At 72.3% G+C, this 17,587-nt stretch carries 22 protein-coding genes; 10 read left to right on the forward strand and 12 right to left on the reverse strand.

The window, feature by feature from the left end:
- Positions 1–27 precede the first annotated feature (27 nt).
- Entirely contained in the window at positions 28–939 is a 912-nt protein-coding gene (locus MQE23_RS24245) for an NAD(P)-binding domain-containing protein (RefSeq protein ID WP_279345158.1), read from the reverse strand.
- Between the two features lie 51 nt (positions 940–990).
- Between MQE23_RS24245 and MQE23_RS24250 the strand changes: the two genes are divergently transcribed.
- Positions 991–1,347, forward strand: coding sequence for a helix-turn-helix domain-containing protein (locus tag MQE23_RS24250; protein WP_020273441.1), 357 nt, complete (start codon positions 991–993; stop codon positions 1,345–1,347).
- Positions 1,348–1,503: 156 nt separating this feature from the next.
- Here MQE23_RS24250 and MQE23_RS24255 read toward each other — a convergent pair whose 3' ends face one another.
- From MQE23_RS24255 to MQE23_RS24265, 3 genes are all read right to left on the reverse strand, one after another.
- Entirely contained in the window at positions 1,504–2,685 is a 1,182-nt protein-coding gene (locus tag MQE23_RS24255; protein ID WP_243380256.1) for an SGNH/GDSL hydrolase family protein, read from the reverse strand.
- Positions 2,686–2,690: 5 nt separating this feature from the next.
- A complete protein-coding gene (locus MQE23_RS24260) occupies positions 2,691–3,278 on the reverse strand; it encodes a TetR-like C-terminal domain-containing protein (RefSeq protein ID WP_020273439.1) in 588 nt (195 codons plus the stop codon).
- An 89-nt stretch (positions 3,279–3,367) separates the two neighbouring features.
- Entirely contained in the window at positions 3,368–3,916 is a 549-nt protein-coding gene (locus tag MQE23_RS24265) for a DUF2269 domain-containing protein (RefSeq protein WP_243380258.1), read from the reverse strand.
- A gap of 190 nt (positions 3,917–4,106) precedes the next feature.
- Between MQE23_RS24265 and MQE23_RS24270 the strand changes: the two genes are divergently transcribed.
- Complete coding sequence (locus tag MQE23_RS24270; protein ID WP_243380259.1) at positions 4,107–4,760, forward strand: class I SAM-dependent methyltransferase; 654 nt, start codon at positions 4,107–4,109, stop codon at positions 4,758–4,760.
- Between the two features lie 19 nt (positions 4,761–4,779).
- Here MQE23_RS24270 and MQE23_RS24275 read toward each other — a convergent pair whose 3' ends face one another.
- The gene (locus MQE23_RS24275) at positions 4,780–5,508 is read right to left on the reverse strand and encodes a hypothetical protein (protein ID WP_243380260.1); all 729 of its coding nucleotides are present in this window, start codon (positions 5,506–5,508) and stop codon (positions 4,780–4,782) included.
- A gap of 104 nt (positions 5,509–5,612) precedes the next feature.
- Here MQE23_RS24275 and MQE23_RS24280 point away from each other — a divergent pair, with 104 nt between their 5' ends.
- A complete protein-coding gene (locus tag MQE23_RS24280; protein ID WP_243380261.1) occupies positions 5,613–5,990 on the forward strand; it encodes a VOC family protein in 378 nt (125 codons plus the stop codon).
- Here the strand turns inward: MQE23_RS24280 and MQE23_RS24285 are convergent.
- Positions 5,980–6,504, reverse strand: coding sequence for an AAA family ATPase (locus MQE23_RS24285; protein WP_243380262.1), 525 nt, complete (start codon positions 6,502–6,504; stop codon positions 5,980–5,982). The two genes, MQE23_RS24280 and MQE23_RS24285, sit on opposite strands and share 11 nt — an antisense overlap.
- Positions 6,505–6,604: 100 nt before the next feature.
- On the opposite strand from MQE23_RS24285, the gene MQE23_RS24290 reads away from it, so the two are divergent.
- The 3 genes from MQE23_RS24290 (at position 6,605) to MQE23_RS24300 (ending at position 8,497) form a co-directional block, all read left to right on the forward strand.
- Positions 6,605–7,288: a helix-turn-helix transcriptional regulator gene (locus MQE23_RS24290; protein WP_243380263.1), complete on the forward strand. Its 684-nt coding sequence runs from the start codon at positions 6,605–6,607 to the stop codon at positions 7,286–7,288.
- An 89-nt stretch (positions 7,289–7,377) separates the two neighbouring features.
- Positions 7,378–8,046 (forward strand): hypothetical protein, encoded by a 669-nt coding sequence (locus MQE23_RS24295; protein ID WP_020273432.1) that lies wholly within the window; start codon positions 7,378–7,380, stop codon positions 8,044–8,046.
- A 118-nt stretch (positions 8,047–8,164) separates the two neighbouring features.
- On the forward strand, positions 8,165–8,497 hold the full coding sequence (locus MQE23_RS24300) for a DUF2516 family protein (protein ID WP_020273431.1): 333 nt from the start codon (positions 8,165–8,167) through the stop codon (positions 8,495–8,497).
- A 34-nt stretch (positions 8,498–8,531) separates the two neighbouring features.
- Here MQE23_RS24300 and MQE23_RS24305 read toward each other — a convergent pair whose 3' ends face one another.
- The 4 genes from MQE23_RS24305 to MQE23_RS24320 form a co-directional block, all read right to left on the reverse strand.
- The gene (locus tag MQE23_RS24305; RefSeq protein WP_037669979.1) at positions 8,532–9,881 is read right to left on the reverse strand and encodes a response regulator; all 1,350 of its coding nucleotides are present in this window, start codon (positions 9,879–9,881) and stop codon (positions 8,532–8,534) included.
- A gap of 285 nt (positions 9,882–10,166) precedes the next feature.
- The gene (locus MQE23_RS24310; protein WP_020273429.1) at positions 10,167–11,255 is read right to left on the reverse strand and encodes a C40 family peptidase; all 1,089 of its coding nucleotides are present in this window, start codon (positions 11,253–11,255) and stop codon (positions 10,167–10,169) included.
- 214 nt (positions 11,256–11,469) lie between these two features.
- On the reverse strand, positions 11,470–12,291 hold the full coding sequence (locus MQE23_RS24315) for a class I SAM-dependent methyltransferase (protein WP_243380265.1): 822 nt from the start codon (positions 12,289–12,291) through the stop codon (positions 11,470–11,472).
- 56 nt (positions 12,292–12,347) lie between these two features.
- A complete protein-coding gene (locus MQE23_RS24320; RefSeq protein ID WP_037669976.1) occupies positions 12,348–12,971 on the reverse strand; it encodes a dihydrofolate reductase family protein in 624 nt (207 codons plus the stop codon).
- A gap of 190 nt (positions 12,972–13,161) precedes the next feature.
- Here MQE23_RS24320 and mshA point away from each other — a divergent pair, with 190 nt between their 5' ends.
- Together mshA and MQE23_RS24330 are read left to right on the forward strand one after the other, a co-directional pair.
- Positions 13,162–14,499, forward strand: coding sequence for a D-inositol-3-phosphate glycosyltransferase (gene mshA, locus MQE23_RS24325; RefSeq protein ID WP_020273426.1), 1,338 nt, complete (start codon positions 13,162–13,164; stop codon positions 14,497–14,499).
- The gene (locus MQE23_RS24330) at positions 14,492–15,001 is read left to right on the forward strand and encodes a YbjN domain-containing protein (RefSeq protein ID WP_020273425.1); all 510 of its coding nucleotides are present in this window, start codon (positions 14,492–14,494) and stop codon (positions 14,999–15,001) included. Before mshA ends, MQE23_RS24330 begins: the two co-directional genes overlap by 8 nt.
- On the opposite strand, the gene MQE23_RS24335 is transcribed toward MQE23_RS24330, so the two are convergent.
- Entirely contained in the window at positions 14,979–15,797 is an 819-nt protein-coding gene (locus MQE23_RS24335) for an AraC family transcriptional regulator (protein ID WP_020273424.1), read from the reverse strand. The genes MQE23_RS24330 and MQE23_RS24335 overlap by 23 nt on opposite strands.
- A 49-nt stretch (positions 15,798–15,846) precedes the next feature.
- On the opposite strand from MQE23_RS24335, the gene MQE23_RS24340 reads away from it, so the two are divergent.
- Both MQE23_RS24340 and MQE23_RS24345 read left to right on the forward strand, forming a co-directional pair.
- The gene (locus tag MQE23_RS24340; protein WP_020273423.1) at positions 15,847–16,290 is read left to right on the forward strand and encodes a DUF2000 domain-containing protein; all 444 of its coding nucleotides are present in this window, start codon (positions 15,847–15,849) and stop codon (positions 16,288–16,290) included.
- 217 nt (positions 16,291–16,507) lie between these two features.
- Positions 16,508–17,125 (forward strand): hypothetical protein, encoded by a 618-nt coding sequence (locus MQE23_RS24345; protein ID WP_243380267.1) that lies wholly within the window; start codon positions 16,508–16,510, stop codon positions 17,123–17,125.
- Here MQE23_RS24345 and MQE23_RS24350 read toward each other — a convergent pair.
- Positions 17,115–17,555: a DUF5707 domain-containing protein gene (locus tag MQE23_RS24350; protein ID WP_243380268.1), complete on the reverse strand. Its 441-nt coding sequence runs from the start codon at positions 17,553–17,555 to the stop codon at positions 17,115–17,117. The genes MQE23_RS24345 and MQE23_RS24350 overlap by 11 nt on opposite strands.
- Positions 17,556–17,587: the final 32 nt, after the last annotated feature.

Consider the following 17,587-nt stretch of genomic DNA (forward strand, 5'->3'; position numbering starts at 1 on the left):
CCGAGCAGGCCCGGCCCTCCTGAGGGCTCACCCCCGCCCGATGACCTCCGCGATCCGGATGAAACCGTCCGTGCCGTGCCCGAGCCCGATCGCGCGGCGGGCCATGCCCTCGGCCGCGCGCATGACGCCGGCGTCGATGCCGTGGGCCTCGGAGACGTGGACGACGTGGGCCATGGACGACACCGCCGAGGTGAGCGGGTTGCCCTCGCCGGAGTACGTGCCGGCGTCGGCGTCCGCCGCGGTCTCGGCGAACAGGGGCGGCAGGATCGCTCCGATGCCCTGGGCGAAGGGCGCCAGCTCGGCGGCGGTGACGCCCTCGGCGCGGGCTACCGCCAGGGCGTGCGCGTAGCCCGCCATCGCCGTCCAGAAGATGTCGAGCAGGGCGATGTCGTAGGCCGCTGCCCGGCCCGTGTCCTCGCCGAGGTGGGTGTGAGTGCCGCCCAACGCCCGGCGCACGGGGGCCAGTTCCTCGTAGAGGTCCGCCGGCCCGCTGTGCAGGAACACGGCGTCGGGCGTGCCGATGGTCGTCGTCGGGGTCATGATCGCGCCGTCCAGGTAGCGGACGCCGTGCGCGGCGGCCCAGTCGGCGGTGTCGCGGGCCCGGGCCGGGGTGTCGGCGGTCAGGTTCACCACCGTACGGCCCTTGAGGGCGGCGGCGACGTCGTCCTGGCGCAGGACGGCGTCTACGGCGTCGTAGTTCACCACGCAGACGACGACCACCTCACCGGCGGCGGCTGCCTCGGCCGCCGAGCCGGCGCCCACCGCCCCCCGAGCGACGAGTTCCCGGTCTCTGCCCGGGGTGCGGTTCCAGACCGTGGTCGGCAGTCCCGCGTCCAGGAGGGCACCGGCCAGCGCGCGGCCCATCGGGCCGAGACCGAGGACGGTGACGGCGGGCCGGGCGGAATGTTCCGGGGACGAGGACGTGCTGTACGTGGACACGCTTGAACTCCCTTGCAGGCATGCACAATTGATGATGAATGGGGCTAAAGGATGACGCGCCGGCGCCAGGACCCGAACGTCTGCGGAGTGACCGCCGCGATCGCAGTGATCGACGGCAAGTGGAAGACGACCCTGCTCTGGCTGCTGGAGTCGGGCCCGCACCGTCCGGCGGAACTGCGCCGGCGGCTGCCGGGCCTCACCGAGAAGGTACTGACCGAGGCGATGCGGGAGATGGAGACGGACGGGCTGGTGCGTCGCGAGGTGTACGACGTGCTGCCGCCGAAGACGGTCTACTCCCTGACCCCGTTCGGCCGCGAACTCGCCGAGGCACTGGCCCCGCTGTCCGACTGGGGCCACCGGCGCCTGGAGAAACTGGCCGAGACGCAGGACACCCGGTCGGCCTCCTGACGCCCACGTCACCTCCGTCCCTTCGGTATCCGGCGCCTCACCGACGGCCCACCACCAGGTTCGCCCCGAGCCGGCCCGCTGCCAAGTACCCACAAAAAAGTGGGTGTTCGGCCCCGCCCGGTTCCTCAGCCGGTCAGATGCCGCAGCACAACTACGTCATGAACCCGCCGCGAAGGGGCCGTCCTCGGTGAAGGCCAGCGCGTGGAAGCGTTCGCCGATGTGGCGGTGGGTGGCGGCGTCCGGGTGGACCTCGTCGGGGAGGGGGAGCCGGGCCGCGTCGGACGCGCCGTAGAGGTCGAGGCCGTCGAGGTAGTGGATGTTCGGGTCGGCGGCGGCGCGCTGCCGGACGATGCGGGACAGTTCCTCCCGGATGACGCCGAGCGTCAGCTTCCCGGCCGGCACCTCCGCCGGGTCGCCCATCGCGGCGAACCGCAGCCGGCCCTCGCCGAGCGCGCCGACGTCCGGGGCCGTGGGCCCGGGCGTGGTCTCGTGGATGGCGCAGTGGATGGAGGAGACGACCAGCAGCGGGGCGTCGGGGTGCCCGTCGCGGATCGTGTCGAGGAAACCGTGCACGGCCGGACCGAACGCGCGCAGCCGCATCACGTCCCCATTGACGATGTTGATGCCGATCTTCACGCTGATCAGGTCGGCCGGGGTGTCCCGCGCGGCACGCGCGGTGAACGGGTCGAGCATCGCGCTGCCGCCCAGACCGAGGTTGACCAGTTCCACACCGCCGAGCGACGCGGCGATCGCGGGCCAGATGGCGGTGGGGCTCGCGGCGTCGGAGCCGTGGCTGATCGAACTGCCGTGGTGCAGCCACACCCGGCGGCCCCGGTCCGGCACCGGCTCCACGGGCGCGTCGGTGCGCAGGGCGACGAGCTCGGTGGTCTCGTTGTGCGGCAGCCAGATCTCGACGTCCTTCTCGCGCGCGGGCAGGCCGGTGAAGCGGACGGTACCGACCGGGCCCGGGGTGACCTCGCCGTCCCAGGTGGCCATGTCGATCGTGAGGACGTTGCCGCCCGTCCCGGGGGCCTGACCGGCCGGGCGGCCGTCGACGAGCAGGTCGTACAGGCCGTCCGGGCGGGGCGGGAAGCCGGCGTAGTCGCGCTTGGTGCGCAGCGTGTCCAGTTCGACGGCGGTCGCGGCGGTACGGAACGCCAGCCGCACGCCGGACGGCTGGGCCTCGGCCATGGCCAGCTGGGCGTTGGTGTTCTGCGCGCGGGCCCGGGCGGGCAGCCGGTGGGGGAGCAGCCCGTGCTCGGTGCGCTCCAGGTCGAGGGCGCCGCGCAGCAGGTCCGCCGTGAGGGGGGTGGTGATCCAGTCGTGCTCGGTGTGCATGGGTGTCAGCCTCGGGGGTCGGTGGGGGGTTCGGGCCAGTTCCGCAGCAGCGTGTCGAGGGCGTCGAGGATCCGGGCCCAGGTGTCGTCGGTGTCGGGGGCGCTGTGGCTGAACCCGCCGCCCATCTCCAGGCTGACGTAACCGTGGAAGACGCTGCCCAGCAGCCGGACCGCGTGGGTCTGGTCCGGTTCCGTCAGGTCGTAGCCGCGCAGCAGCGCCCGGGTCATCTGCGCGTGCCGGACGCCGGCGCTCGCCGCCGCCGTCCGGGGATCGAGCCGCAGCTGGGCGGCGGCGTAGCGGCCGGGGTGCTCCCGGGCGTAGTCGCGGTAGACGTTCGCGAGGGCGGCCAGAGCTTCCTTGCCGGCCCGGCCGGCCAGGGCGTCGGCGGCCCGGTCGGCGAGTTCCGTGAGAGCGAGCAGGGCGATCCGGGTCCTGAGGTCCTGGGAGTTCTTCACGTGCGAGTACAGGCTCGCGACCTTGACGTCGAACCGGCGGGCGAGCGCCGACACGGTCACCTGCTCGAAGCCGACCTCGTCGGCCAGCTCGGCACCTGCCTGGGTCAGGCGTTCCGGTGTCAGTCCTACGCGTGCCATACGGTCACTCCCTTCTGCCAGAAGGAAGTGTGCATCTGCCTAATAGCTTTAGGCAAATTCCCGTTCCGTTAGGGACACCGGATGCTGGCTCAGGCGTCCTGGAGGGCACGCCGGGCGGGTGCCCGCAGCCTCCTGCCCCGCTTGGTCGGGCCCCAGGGCTTCAGGACGGAGATCACCGTCATGAAGACGTAGGCGGACAGCGAGACGACCGGCCCGAACAGCACGTCACCGGCATCGGGCAGGGGCCCGCCCGCGGCGACGGCGGTGACCGCGGAGTTCACCCCGGGGCGCAGGGCGAACACCGTGGCGGTGGTCGTGGCGAGGGTCAGCCAGAACTTCGTGTACACCCAGCGGTGCCGGGCGAGTCCCCACGGCGTGCCCAGGGACAGCATCAGTCCGCTGAGCAGCGTGAGGAAGGCGACGGGGAGCAGGAGCCAGTCGGCGAAGAGCTTCATGGCCCGTACGGACGACTCCACGGTCACGGCGGACCCGGTGCCGGCCGCGGTGGTCCCGAGCGCGAGCAGCCCGAGCGTGAGCCCGAGCCAGCCCGCGGAGGCGATGACGTGGACGACGAGAACGGCCCGGCGCGCCGGGCGGCCGAGTTTCGGAATCGGGTGGGGCTTCTGCTTCGGCTTCACGCTGCCACCGTGCCGGGCGGGGGTGGCGGTGGCGTCTTACGGGCGGAGTAAAGCGGCGTACTGGCGTCGGAGTACGGGCGTCGGAGTACGGGCGGGGGAGTACGGGCGAGGGACCGGCAGGTGCTCGCCCGGCGTGTCAGCCCGGTCCTGTCAGCCCGGTCCTGTCAGCTCTGTCGTCTACCTTCGCGGCATGACCGAGCCCTCCCACCTCACCGCCGTCCGAGAGTCCTACGACACCGTCGCCGCCGACTACGCCCGGCTCGTCAAGGAGCCGGCCGAGCTGGACCCGGTGTCGCGCGCGATGCTGGCCGCCTTCGCCGAGCTGGTCCGGCCGCCGCACCCCGGGCCGGTGGCCGACCTGGGCTGCGGCCCGGGCAAGGTGACGGCACATCTGGCCGCCCTGGGCGTGCCGGTGTTCGGTGTGGACGTGTCGCCGGAGATGGTCGGGCTGGCCCGGGAGGCGTACCCGGATCTCCGCTTCACCGTCGGCTCGATGACCGCGCTGGAGACCGGCAGCGGCGAACTCGGCGGCATCCTGGCGTACTACTCCACCCACCACACCCCGCCGCAGTGGCTGCCGACCGTGTTCGCCGAGTTCCACCGCACCCTCGCGCCCGGCGGCCGGCTGATGCTGGCCGGCCCGGTGGGCGGCGGCGAGCACCTGCGCCCGTCGCACGCCTACGGCGACCATCCGGTGTCCTACGAGTCGTACCTGCTGCCGCCGGAGCGGATCGCCGAACTGTTGCACCGGGCCGGGCTGGTCATCACGACGCGTGTGGTGCAGGAGCCGGAGGAGGGGACCAAGAGGCAGATCGGCACGTTCCTGGCGTACAAGCCGCGGTAGCGGGCGGCGGGCCCCGCCGCTACCCGCCGTGCAGCCACACCCGCAACGGGCCGGCCGGCTCGAAGCCGTGCCGGACGGCGGCCTCCAGGTCGTCGCCGCTCTCGTACCCGACCACGGGCAGGGCGGGGAAGAGCCGCCCGAGCAGGTGCAGCAGGCCCGGCCATGCCGCGTCGGGTCCGCCGTCCCGCCCGAAGACGTTGGAGACGCCGACGACGTGTGCGCCGCGGGTGGCCACCGCTCCGGCGACGACGCGCCCGTCACCGGACCGCCCCGAGATCACGAAGGTCTCCGGGTCGGCGAGCAGTTCGTCCCGCCAGAGGTCCGCGTTCCCGGCGCCGCCGTCCCAGGCCCGTGCCCAGGCGCGCAGCGCGTCCGGATCGCGCACCACGTCCCACGCGAGATCCGTCGGCCCGGGGACGCGGACGGGCGCGGCCGCACCCGCCGGACGGTGGATCCACCGCGCCTCGAACAGCACCCGGAAACCGGCCCCCGTCAGATCGAGATCGGCGAAGCTGTCCTTGACCGAGGCGCCGGGGGAGCCCGTGTCGACCCGTGCCACGAGCGCGTCCGGGTCGGCGCCCGGCTCCAGCGTCACCGCGTCGGGGTAGTAGACCGGCGCCCGCCCCGCGGCGGCCCACGCCTCGCCCCCGAACTCACCCGCCACGCCGTGGGCCCGGCACATCACCGCGCACCACTCGGCGTTGTTACGGGCGGCGGCACGGACCAGGAACTGCGGCGCACTCGTCATGGGTGCGGATCATGGCCGCGTAGGGCCGGACAGTCGAACGATTTTGGGCCGGGCCGCTTCTAGGGTGATCGCGAGTGTCCACCGATGACCGGCCAGGAGGCGGCATGTCCGTACAGATGAAGTTGAGCGCCATAACCCTGGACTGCCCTGACCCTCTCGCGCTGGCGGCGTTCTACCAGGCGGCCACCGGCCTCGAACCGCACCCGAGATCGAACGCCGACTTCGCTTCTCTGGGCGGTGGGGACGGACTCTCCCTCGGCTTCCAGCGGGTCGACGACTACCGGGCCCCCAGCTGGCCCGGCCAGGAGGTGCCCCAGCAACTGCACTGCTGCTTCAGGGTCGCGGACCTGGAGGAGGCCGAGGCCCGGCTGCTGGAGCTGGGAGCGGGCCGGCCGGAGCAGCAGCCGAACGAGAGCAGGTGGCGCGTGCTGACGGACCCGGCGGGGCATCCCTTCTGCATCGTCGGAGGCCTCAGTTCTTGACGGCCTCCGCGATCCGCAGGGCGGCCTGGTCCGGCGTGAGGTGGGTGGTGTCGACGACCTCGGCCTCGGCGTGCAGCCAGGTGCGGGCCGCCTCGGCGTAGGGCTCCAGGTACTTGAGACGGAACCAGGAGTTGGGGCCGACGACGGTGTCGCCCGCGATGCGCCCGCGCAGCGTCTCCTGGTCGGCGTGGAGGACGAAGTGCCGTACGGGAATGCCGTGTTGGGCCAGCCCCGTACTGATCTCGCGCCAGTACTGCTCGACCAGGACCGTCATGGGCATCACCAGAGTGCCGCCGGCGTAGTCGAGTACGCGGCGGGCGGTCTCCACCACGAGCGGCCGCCACGGCGGCCAGTGCTGGAAGTTGTCCGTCTCGGGCAGCCCCGGCTTGATGTCCATGAGCGTCTCGCCGACCTTCTCGGCGTCGAACACCCGCGAATCCGGGATCAGCTGCTGCACCAGGGTGCTCGTCGTCGTCTTGCCGGCGCCGTGGGTGCCGTTGATCCATACGATCATGGGCCCACACGTTAGCGGCTCCGACGGCTGTCAGGGTGGCGTGGCGCACTTTTGCAAGCGGGTGCTTGCAATAGTTAGCGGGGTGCTGCACTCTGGAGTCATGGCATCGCTCAACGTCGGCAATCTCGGTGACTACCTGCGCGAACAGCGGCGCAACGCGCAGCTGTCGCTGCGGCAGCTCGCCGACGCCGCCGGGGTGTCCAATCCGTATCTGAGCCAGATCGAGCGCGGGCTGCGCAAGCCGAGCGCGGAGGTGCTGCAGCAGGTCGCCAAGGCCCTGCGGATCTCCGCCGAGACGCTGTACGTCCGGGCCGGCATCCTCGACGCCGAGCGGGACCGGGACGAGGTGGAGACGCGTGCCGTCATCCTCGCGGACCCGACGCTGAACGAGCGGCAGAAGCAGGTGCTGTTGCAGATCTACGAGTCCTTCCGCAAGGAGAACGGGTTCGGGACCGGCGACGGCTCCGCGCTCGTCGACCTCGTGGTCGCCGAGGACGCGGCGGACAGAGACGGTGACGGGGACGCTCCGGACGGCGGCACCGGGATACGACGGACCCGCACGGCCGACGGCGGCCGGCCCGCCGAGCGCCGTACCCCCGACAGCGACGGCAGCGACGGCGGTACGTCCGCGTCACCGTCGGCGGCCCGCCGCATACGCGAGGACGACGGCGGTACGTCACCCTCGCCCGCCCGCCGTGCTCGCAAGAACACCGGCACTACGCCCGCCCGCGCCCGCAAGACCACCGGCGGCAGTGACACCGACCCGCAGCAGACGGCCGGCTGAGCCGGACCAGGGCACCGGCCGTACCGCTGCGGATCACACAACCCTCAGCCGAACCCTCAAGCGAAACAGAATCCGGGAGGACCATCACCATGGCCATCACCGACGACCTGCGCAAGACCCTCAGCGACCCGACGCCGCTCTACTTCGCCGCAGGCACCGCCGACCTCGCCCTTCAGCAGGCCAAGAAGGTGCCGGCCCTGGTGGAGCAGCTGCGCTCCGAGGCCCCCGCGCGGATCGACGCCGTACGCAACACCGATCCCAAGGCCGTCCAGGAGAAGGCCTCCGCCCGGGCCAAGGAGGCCACCGCCCGCGTCAAGGAGACGCAGGAGACCCTCCAGAACAAGGTCACGGAGTTCATCGGCTCCATCGACATCGACATCAAGAAGCTCGGCAGCACGATCGACGCGGACCTGAAGAAGGTCGGCGAGACCGCCCAGGACTTCGCGCTGCGCGGCGTCGGCGTGGCCGCCGAGTACGCCGTCAAGGCCCGGGAGACCTACGAGAAGGTCGCCGAGCACGGCGAGCAGGCCGTGCGCACCTGGCGCGGCGAGGCCGCCGAGGGCATCGAGGACGTCGCCGAGGGCGTCGAGGAGCTGGCCGTGGCCGTCGAGCCGAAGGCCCAGCCGGTCGAGGTCAAGGAGGAGCCCGCGAAGCCCGCCGCCGCCACGGCCGCCCCGGCGAAGAAGGCCCCCGCGGCGAAGAAGGCCCCGGCGCGCAAGACCACCACCGCCAAGAAGAGCACCCCGCCGGCCAAGTAGGACGGCCAAGGGCGCAGAGCGACCGCAACGGGCCGGGCACCCTGGGGGTGTCCGGCCCGTTGTACGGGTACGGTGACCGCGTAGGGACGAGCCGAGTCAGGTGGTGGACGTAGTGTTGATGCAGGGCTTCGCAGGGTTCATGTGGCTTCTGAGCATTGCCCTGATCATTTTCAGCGGCTTCGCGTTGTTCGACGCCGCCGTGCGGCGGGAGGACGCGTACCGCGCGGCCGACAAGAAGACCAAGCCGTTCTGGATGATCATCCTCGGGCTGGCCTTCGTGGTGAACCTGCTCTTCCCGATTCTGTCGTTCCTGCCGATCATCGGCCTCATCGCGACGATCGTGTACATGGTCGACGTCCGCCCCGCCATCCGCGCGCTCCCCGGCGGCGGCCGCAGCAGCCGCGGCTCCAGCAGCGACGGCCCGTACGGCCCCTGGAACGGCGGCCGGTAAGCCCCCGGGCAGCACCGGAGCCGGCCGGCCGGGGCTACGGCACCCGGTCCAGCAGCAGTACCGCCACGTCGTCCGTCAGCTCGCCACCGTTGAGTTTGCGCACCTCGTTCACCGCCGCCCGCAGCAGCTCCTCGCCCCGCAGTCCCTCGGCGATCTGGCGGCGCACCATCTCCGTCATGCCGTCCTGGCCGAGCCGCTCCCGGCCCTGGCCGACATGGCCCTCGATCAGGCCGTCGGTGTAGAGCATCAGGCTCCACTCGGCGCCCAGCTCCACCTGCATGCGCGGCCAGCGGGCCCCCGGCAGCAGCCCGAGGGCCGGCCCGTTGTTGTCGTACGGCAGCAGGCGGGCCGGCTTGCCCGGGCGGGCCAGCAGCGGCGACGGGTGGCCCGCCAGACACAGGCCGGCGCGGCGGCCGTCCGGCGCGATGTCCACCGTGCACAGGGTCGCGAAGATCTCGTCGTCGGCCCGCTCGTGCTCCAGCACCTGCTGGAGCGTGCCCAGCAGCTGGTCGCCGCACAGGCCCGCCAGCGTCAGCGCGCGCCACGCGATCCGCAGCTCCACGCCCAGGGCGGCTTCGTCCGGGCCGTGACCGCAGACGTCACCGATCATGGCGTGCACGGTGCCGTCGGGCGTGCGCACGACGTCGTAGAAGTCGCCGCCGAGCAGGGCGCGCGAGCGGCCCGGGCGGTAGCGGGCGGCGAACCGGAGCGGGGAGCCGTCCAGCAGCGGGGTCGGCAGCAGACCGCGCTCCAGGCGGCGGTTCTCCTGGGCGCGCAGCCGGCCCTCGGCGAGCCGGCGCTCGGCCGACTCGGAGCGCTTGCGCTCCACCGCGTAGCGGATCGCCCGGCTCAGCAGCCGGCCGTCCAGCTCGTCGCGGAAGAGGTAGTCCTGGGCGCCCACGCGCACCGCCTCCGCGCCGCGCTCGGCGTCGCCCGAGGCGGTCAGCGCCAGGACGGCATGCCGGGGCGCGAGCTCCAGCACGTGCTTGAGCACGGCGAGCTCGTCATCGGAGTCGCTGCGGCCCGGAGCCGGCAGCGCGAGGTCCAGCAGGATGCAGTGGACGTCGTCGGTCAGCAGCCGCCCGGCCTCCGTGAGGTTGCGGGCCGTGCGGACGCGGATCGGCTTGCCTGCCTGGTCGAGCATGTCGGGCACGATCGGCGAACCGGCCGGATCGTCCTCGATCAGCAGCAGGGTCAGGTTGGTGTGGGCGGTGTTGTTCTCCACCTTGTCCGTGATGTTCCCGGCCGTGTCCGGCGTGCGCGGTGCCGCTGCCGAGGCGTCCGTGGCGGACTGCTCGGCGGGGCCGTCGCAGCGGGACTCGGCCTGCGCCTGACCACTCTCCACGGCCGGGATCGCTCTCTGCCGCGGTATGGGTACGGGCATCGTCTTGGGTTCCTTCCCTCCCCCCGAGGGCATGGCGGGGGCGAGGGACCTCGACCCACCGACCGGGACCATAGCGGGTGTCGGCGCCGCATTGGAATGGTGTGAGCCACGCCGCTGCGCCATCGGCCAGTGTCATATGCCGCGATATGCCCCTCAGTTGGACACCGCCGGGATGCTGCGGGGATGACGAACGTCACTTCAGCACGCTGTTTGGCGGCGGGTTCGGGGTGGGTTGGGTCACGTGGTTCGGGCCCGGGTGACCCATGGGGCGGTGTCTTCCCGCGCTCAGCCGGCGTCGGCGGGGGCATCCGGTCGTACCACCCCGAGGATGGGCATCGATCCGGCCCCCGCGATGGTCACCGTCCGCCCGGGCCGTGGCGCGTGCACGATCGCCCCGTCGCCGACGTACATCGCGACATGGCTGGCGTCGTCGAAGTAGATGATGAGGTCGCCGGGCCGCATGTCCTGGATGTCGATGTGCCGCAGCTGCTTCCACTGCTCCTGCGAGGTGCGCGGAATGCCGCGTCCGGCGGAGATCCAGGCCTGTGAGGTCAGCCCGGAGCAGTCGTAGGTCTTCGGGCCCTCGGCGCCCCACTGGTACGGCTTGCCGATCTGGGCCGTGGCGTACGCGACGGCCTTCTTGCCCTGCTCGGAGGCCTTTCCGCTGATCTCGTCGAGGATGCCGGAGTCGAGCCAGGCGGTCTGCGCCTTGCCGGCGGCCTCCTTCTCCAGCTCGGCGAGGCGCTCCTGCTCCTCCTTCCGGAGCTCGGACTCCAGCTTCTCCGCCTCCGCGATCTGCTTCTCGATCTTCTTCTGCGCGGCGGCCTTGGCCTTGCGGCCCGCCTCCAGTTTCTTCCACTGCGCGGAGGCGTCCTGTGCGTACCGCTCCAAGTCCTCCTGGGTGCGGGTCAGTTCGCCGATCAGGCCCTTGGCCGCGTGCTGGCCCTGCCGCACCCGGCCCGCCCCGTCGAGGAACTCCTGTGGATCGTCGCTCAGCATCAGATGGGCCTCGGGCGGCAGTCCGCCGCCGCGGTACTGGGCGGCGGCCGAAGCGCCCGCGCGGTCCTTCAGCTTCGCCAGCTTCTCCTGGCCCTTGACGATCTTCTTGGCGAGCTTGACGAGCTCGGCGGACTGCTTGTCCGCCTTCTCCTCGGCGGCGTTGTACTCGTCGGTGGCGCGGGCCGCGGCACGGTAGAGCTCGTCGAGTTTCTTGCGTACGGCCTCGAGGTCCTTGCCGGGCGCGAGGGTCGGGCCCGCGCTCGGGGTGGGTGGGGGACTGGGGCTCGCGAACGCCGTGCCCGGTGCGGCCAGCACCGTGAGCGCGCAGACCACGGTCACGGCCGTCGCGATCAGGCCACGCTTGCCCGTTCCCATACTTCAGCCCCCAAACTGATTAACCGTCAGTAACGTACGGTTCGCCTGGGGATGCTGCCATGTCGGCGCGCGAAGCGACAGGGGTAGTACTTCCCGCGGCCCCCTCCCCGATATGCCATCGGCATGACGATCTCCCCGCCTGTGTGACGAACGACTCAAAGAGATCGTTCCCTGCGGGCCATGCCGAGGAGTTTCAGCCGCCTGGCCCGGGCGGTCAGCCCCGGGGCGCCAGCGCCTCCCACCGCACCGTCACTTCGCCCTGCCGCCACCGCACCGGCCCGTCCGCCACGGGCCAGTCGGCGGTCAGGTCCCGTACCGCCCGGATCCAGCGCTGGCGGGCGCCGTAGGACGCGTAGGGCGCGGCGGCGGCCCAGGCGCGGTCGAAGTCGCGCAGGAAGGCGTGCACCGGCTCGCCCGGGACGTTGCGGTGGATGAGCGCCTTCGGCAGGCGTTCGGCCAGGTCCGAGGGGCGGTCCAGGGAGCCGAGCCGGGTCGCGAAGGTGACCGTGCGCGGTCCCTCCGGGCCGAGCGCGACCCAGACGTGCCGGCGTCCGATCTCGTCGCAGGTCCCCTCGATCAGCAGCCCGCCGCGCGCCCCGGTCGCCGGATCGGCCGGGGCGAGCCGCCCGCGCAGCCGGTGCCAGACGGCCTCGACCTCGCCCTCCGCGTACTGCCGCAGCACGTTCGCCGCGCGGATCAGCAGGGGCCGCTGCGGGATCGGGATCTCGAAACCGCCGTGCCGGAAGACGAGCCCCGCCCGCTCGTACGGCAGCGCCGCCGCGACCCGGGCCGGCTCGATCTCGACGCCCACCACGTGCGCGCGTGGCGCGACCGTACGGAGCCGGTGCAGCAGCTCGACGGCCGTCCAGGGTGCGGCGCCGTACCCGAGGTCGACGGCTACGGGATCGGCGGCACGGCGCAGTTCGGTGCCGTGCGTGGCCGCGATCCAGCGGTCCATACGGCGCAGGCGGTTGGGGTTGGTCGTCCCGCGCGTCACCGTGCCCACGGGGCGGCGGGTGGCGGCGCGGGATGTCATGCGTACGAGGTTAAGCGGCGCCCAGGCGTGCCCGGCCCCCGGTGTCGAACGGTTCCCTAGGCGCCGGTCCCGCCCCCGCCCCCGTACGTCCCGAACCCCGGAATCCCCGCCGACTCGAAGACATGCACCGACAGGCCGCCCGGCGTCGTCCGGTGGCCGGCCAGCCGCAGCCCGGCCGGTGCGCCGCCGTCCGGGAAGAGGCGGCGGCCCTGGCCGACCACGACCGGGGCGATCACGAGCCGCAGCGTGTCGATCAGCCCGGCGGCGAGCAGGGACTGGGCGAGCCGGGCGCTGCCGTGGATCTGGAGCTCCCGGCCGGGCTGCCGCTTCAGCTCCGCGACCTGGGCGGGGACGTCACCGGAAAGGATCGTGGTCGGCTCCCAGCCGGCCGTGGTCAGGCTCTGGGAGGCGACGTACTTCGGCAGACCGTTCATGATCCCGGCGAGCGGATGGTCGGTCATCGCCGGCCAGTCGCGGGCGAAGTTCTGGTACGTACGCCGCCCGAACAGCAACGCGTCCGCCTCGCCGAGCCAGCTGCCGGCCAGCCGCTCGAACTCCTCGTCCAGATGCGGCACGAACCAGCCGCCCCGCTCGAAGCCGTCGCTGGTGTCCTCGTCCGGGGCGCCCGGCCCCTGGGAGACACCGTCGAGCGACAGAAACTCCTGCACCACCAGCTTCATCACGCACCACCTCATCCCTCTCCCCCTCAGGCTTACCCCTACGCCCCACCTCCTCGAACGGTTGAGCGAGAAGCGGTAATGATTCGGTAAAAGTCGCGAATCAGGAAATGGAGCCCAACCTTCCGGTGTTGGACCGCTGGAGGGCACGTGCGCCCTGCCAAGGCATGCCCGGAGCGAGGAGGAACGCCACGTGAGCCAGTACATCGGCAGGCTCGGGCGGCGCTCGGCGTCCCCGCCCGCGCGCCTGCGGCTGCACCGCAGGCCCCGCCGGGTGGCCATGCTCTCCGTGCACACCTCCCCGCTCCACCAGCCGGGCACCGGCGACGCAGGCGGCATGAACGTCTACATCGTGGAGCTCGCGCAGCGCCTCGCCGCGATCAACATCGAGGTCGAGATCTTCACGCGCGCGACCGCGGCCGCCCTCCCGCCGACCGTCGAGCTCGCCCCCGGCGTCCTCGTCCGGCACGTCGACGCCGGTCCCTACGAGGGCCTCAACAAGGAGGACCTCCCCGCCCAGCTGTGCGCCTTCACGCACGGTGTGATGCAGGCCTGGGCCGGCCACCGCCCCGGCCACTACGACCTGGTCCACTCCCACTACTGGCTCTCCGGCCACGTCGGCTGGCTGGCCGCCCAGCGCTGGGGCGTGCCCCTCGTGCACGCCATGCACACCATGGCCAAAGTCAAGAACGCCAACCTGGCCGACGGCGACACCCCCGAACCGGCCGCCCGCGTCATCGGCGAGACCCAGATCGTCGCCGCCGCCGACCGCCTCATCGCCAACACCACCGAAGAGGCCGACGAACTGGTACGGCACTACGCGGCCGACACCGACAAGGTCGCCGTCGTCCACCCCGGCGTGAACCTCAGCCGCTTCTCGCCCGCCGACGGCCGCGCCGCCGCCCGGGCCCGACTCGGCCTGCCCCAGGACGCGCTGATCCCGCTCTTCGCGGGCCGCATCCAGCCCCTGAAGGCCCCCGACGTGCTGCTGCGCGCCGTCGCCGTCCTCCTCGACGAGCGCCCCGAGCTGCGCTCGCGCATCCTCGTCCCCGTCGTCGGCGGCCCCAGCGGCAGCGGCCTCGCCAAGCCCGAGGGCCTCCAGAAGCTGGCCGCACGCCTCGGCATCGCGGACGTCGTACGGTTCCACCCGCCGGTCGGACAGGAGCAGCTGGCGGACTGGTTCCGCGCGGCTTCCGTCCTGGTCATGCCCTCCTACAGCGAGTCGTTCGGCCTGGTCGCCATAGAGGCGCAGGCGGCGGGCACCCCCGTGCTGGCGGCATCGGTCGGCGGTCTGCCGGTCGCCGTGCGCGACGGACACACCGGCTTCCTGGTACGCGGCCACGATCCCGCCGACTACGCGCGCGTGCTGCGCGAGTTCGCCGACAACCCGGAGCTGTCGCCCCGGCTGGGCGGTCAGGCCGCGCGCCACGCCCAGTCCTTCGGCTGGGACACGGCGGCCGCCACCACGGCCGACGTGTACACGGCCGCGATGCAGGCACACCGCCGTCGCGTACGCTCGCAGCATGGGTGAAACCGATCTGGAACAGCGTGCGGCACAGGTCGTCGAGGGAGTGCTGAAGGACGCCGACCTGGAGTGGGAGAGCCCCCAGCCCGGCACCTACGTGGCCCAGCTCCCCGGCACCCGCAAGCTCAAGACGACGGTCTCCCTGATCGTCGGCCGCCACTCCCTCTCGCTGAACGCCTTCGTCATCCGCCACCCCGACGAGAACGAGCAGGGCGTCCACCGCTGGCTCCTGGAACGCAACCTCAAGCTCTACGGCGTGAGTTACGCCGTCGACCAGCACGGCGACGTCTACGTCACCGGCCGGCTCTCCCTGGCCGCCGTCACCGCCGAGGAGATCGACCGCCTGCTCGGCCAGGTCCTGGAAGCCTCCGACGGCAGCTTCAACACCCTCCTGGAGCTGGGCTTCGCCTCGGCGATCCGCAAGGAGTACGAGTGGCGGGTGTCCCGCGGGGAGTCGACGCGCAACCTGGACGCCTTCGCCCACCTCACCCAACGCCCCGACCGGTAGGCCCTCCCGCCCGGTAACGCCCGGGCGGTACGCCCACCAGCTTCCGGAAGTGCCGGGTGAGGTGGGACTGGTCGTAGAACCCGGCCTCGGCCGCCACCTCTCCCGGTGAGCGCCCTTCGAGCAGCAGCCGCCGGGCGCGGCCCACGCGCAGGGACGTCAGGTACTGGTGCGGGGCGATGCCGTAAGCGGCGCTGAACGCCCGTACGAGATGGGCGGGATGGGCCCCGACGAGCCCGGCCGCCTCCTGCAGCCCGACACCCTCGACGACCCGCTCGTCCAGCAACTCCCGCAGCCGCCGCGCGAGCACGGGATCCGCCGGCCGGGGCTTGTCGCTGTCGCCCCGCAGATGCCCGCGCAGCCGCTCCCCGACGAACAGCAGCCTGCTCTCGGCCTCCAGTTCCTCACCGGGCCGCAGCAGCGCGCCGTGCACCTGCCCGACGCGCTTGCGCAGCAGCGGATCGCGCAGGTCCGGCCGGTCGACGGCGGATCCGATGAGCTCGTCCCCGAGATACGTCCGGTCGAGATACAGCACCCGCTTGCGGAAGCCCTCCGGAGTGACGGGGGAGCCGTTGTGCGGCACGTGCGGCGGCAGCAGCGACACGGTGTCGTGCGGGGTGCCGTGCTCGTGCCGGTCGAGGTCGTACCGCACGGCGCCGGTGTCGACGATCAGCAGCGTCCAGGCGTCGTGGACGTGCATCGGGTACGCGTACTCGGTGAAGCGGGCGTGGAAGACCTCGACGACACCGGGCACGGCGGGCCGCCAGGCGGAGACGATCCGGGCGGGCTGGGAAGCCATGCAAAGAACGTACAAGACCCCGGCGAGGGCCGCCGGGCACGCTCGCATCATGAACACGCACACCGAACCGGCTGTGGAGCCGATCCGCTTCGACACGAAGATCGCCGTACTGCTGCGCGCCGACCTGGAGCCCTGGCAGCGTCTCAACGTGACGTCGTTCCTGGTCAGCGGCTTGGGCACGCAGGTCCCCGAGGTGATCGGCGAGCCGTACGAGGACGCGGACGGCGTGCCCTACCTGCCGATGTTCCGCCAGCCGGTCCTGGTCTTCGAAGCCACCAAGGAGACCCTGACCACGGCCCACACCCGTGCCCTGTCCCGCTCCCTGCCCCGTGCGATCTTCACCTCGGACCTGTTCGCCACGGGCAACGACCGCGACAACCGCGCGGCCGTACGGTCGGTGCCGACGGCGGACCTGGACCTGGTCGGGCTCGCGGTCTACGGCCCGAGGAACGCGGTGGACAAGGTGGTGAAGGGGGCGAGGATGCACCCGTGAGGCGGGACGCGGCCCTGCCTGCGACCAAAGTCGCGGACGTGTAGACCAACGGCTGACGACAGCGCATGCCCCGCCCGCCGAGACTCGCCTCATGGAGGACGCGAGGAACGTTCGGATGGGGAAGAAGCGGGTTCCGCCGGCGGGCACAGGCACAGGCACGGGCACGGACGCGGGCACGGAACTGTCCGAGTCCGCTTGGGTGATCACACTCTTCTGCATGGCATGCGGCGCCGGCATCGGCGCCGTCCTTCCGCTCCTCGCCCGCCTGCTGCTGAAGCTGCCGTGGGCACCGCTGGAGGGCCCGGCCGAACTGCTGACCTCGATCCCGGAACCCGCCCTCACCCTCGGCACGGTCGCCGTGGGCGCACTGGGCGGTCTGCTGCTGGGCCTCGTCGCCGTGCACGAGTCGCTCTCGGTCCGCGTCTCCGACACCCACCTCGCCCTGACCATCAGGGACAGCACGCGGGAGTTCACCCGCGAGGAGATCGCGGTGCTGTGCAGGGACGGCAAGCAACTCGTGGTGCTGGCCCCGGACGGCATGGAACTGGCCCGGGAGCACTGCGGCCTGCCCTGGCCGCGCCTGGCCGACACCCTCGGCGGGCACGGCTACCGCTGGGCGGAGGAGGACCCGTACCGCGCCGAGTTCCGCCGCTGGGTCCCCGGCACCCCGGGTCTCCCCGAGGGTGCGGACGCCCTGCTGCGGGCCCGCGCCCAGGCCCGCAAGAGCGACGACGACGCCGAGGACGCCCGTGAGCTGCGCCGCGAACTGCTGCGGCTGGGCGTGGTCGTACGGGACGAGGAGAAGCGACAGTACTGGCGGATCGTCAGCGAGTGACCTCGAAGGTGGCGGCCTGGGGCACGAACGTCGTGTCGCCGTCCTTACCCGTCGCCAGCGCCGAGACGTACCAGGTCCCGGCGGCCAGCTCGGACGCCTCCTCCTTCGTGGCCCGCACGGTGTACGTGCAGCGGGACGTCTCGGCGCCGGTGCTCCGGCACGTGGCGCGCTCCGCGGACCGCAGCTCCGCCTCGGTGGGGTCGAGCTTCGAACTGGCGGGCCAGGCAAGGACCTTGAGGCTCCGGACGCCCGAGTCGTCACTCACGTCCGTGGTGAAGGCGAGCGTGCCGGTACGGGTGTAGCGGGCCGACGTGTTCGCCAGGGACGGGTCGGTGGAGGCCGAGGCGGCCGCCACGGCGAGGCCGCCGGCGGTGATTCCGCCGATGGCGACGATGCCGACGAGCGACGCGACGAGAGTGCGCTTGGACATGGGAGATCCTCCGTGATGGGTCGTGGAATCGA

Source organism: Streptomyces sp. HP-A2021 (assembly GCF_022807935.1).
Classification (GTDB): domain Bacteria; phylum Actinomycetota; class Actinomycetes; order Streptomycetales; family Streptomycetaceae; genus Streptomyces; species Streptomyces afghaniensis.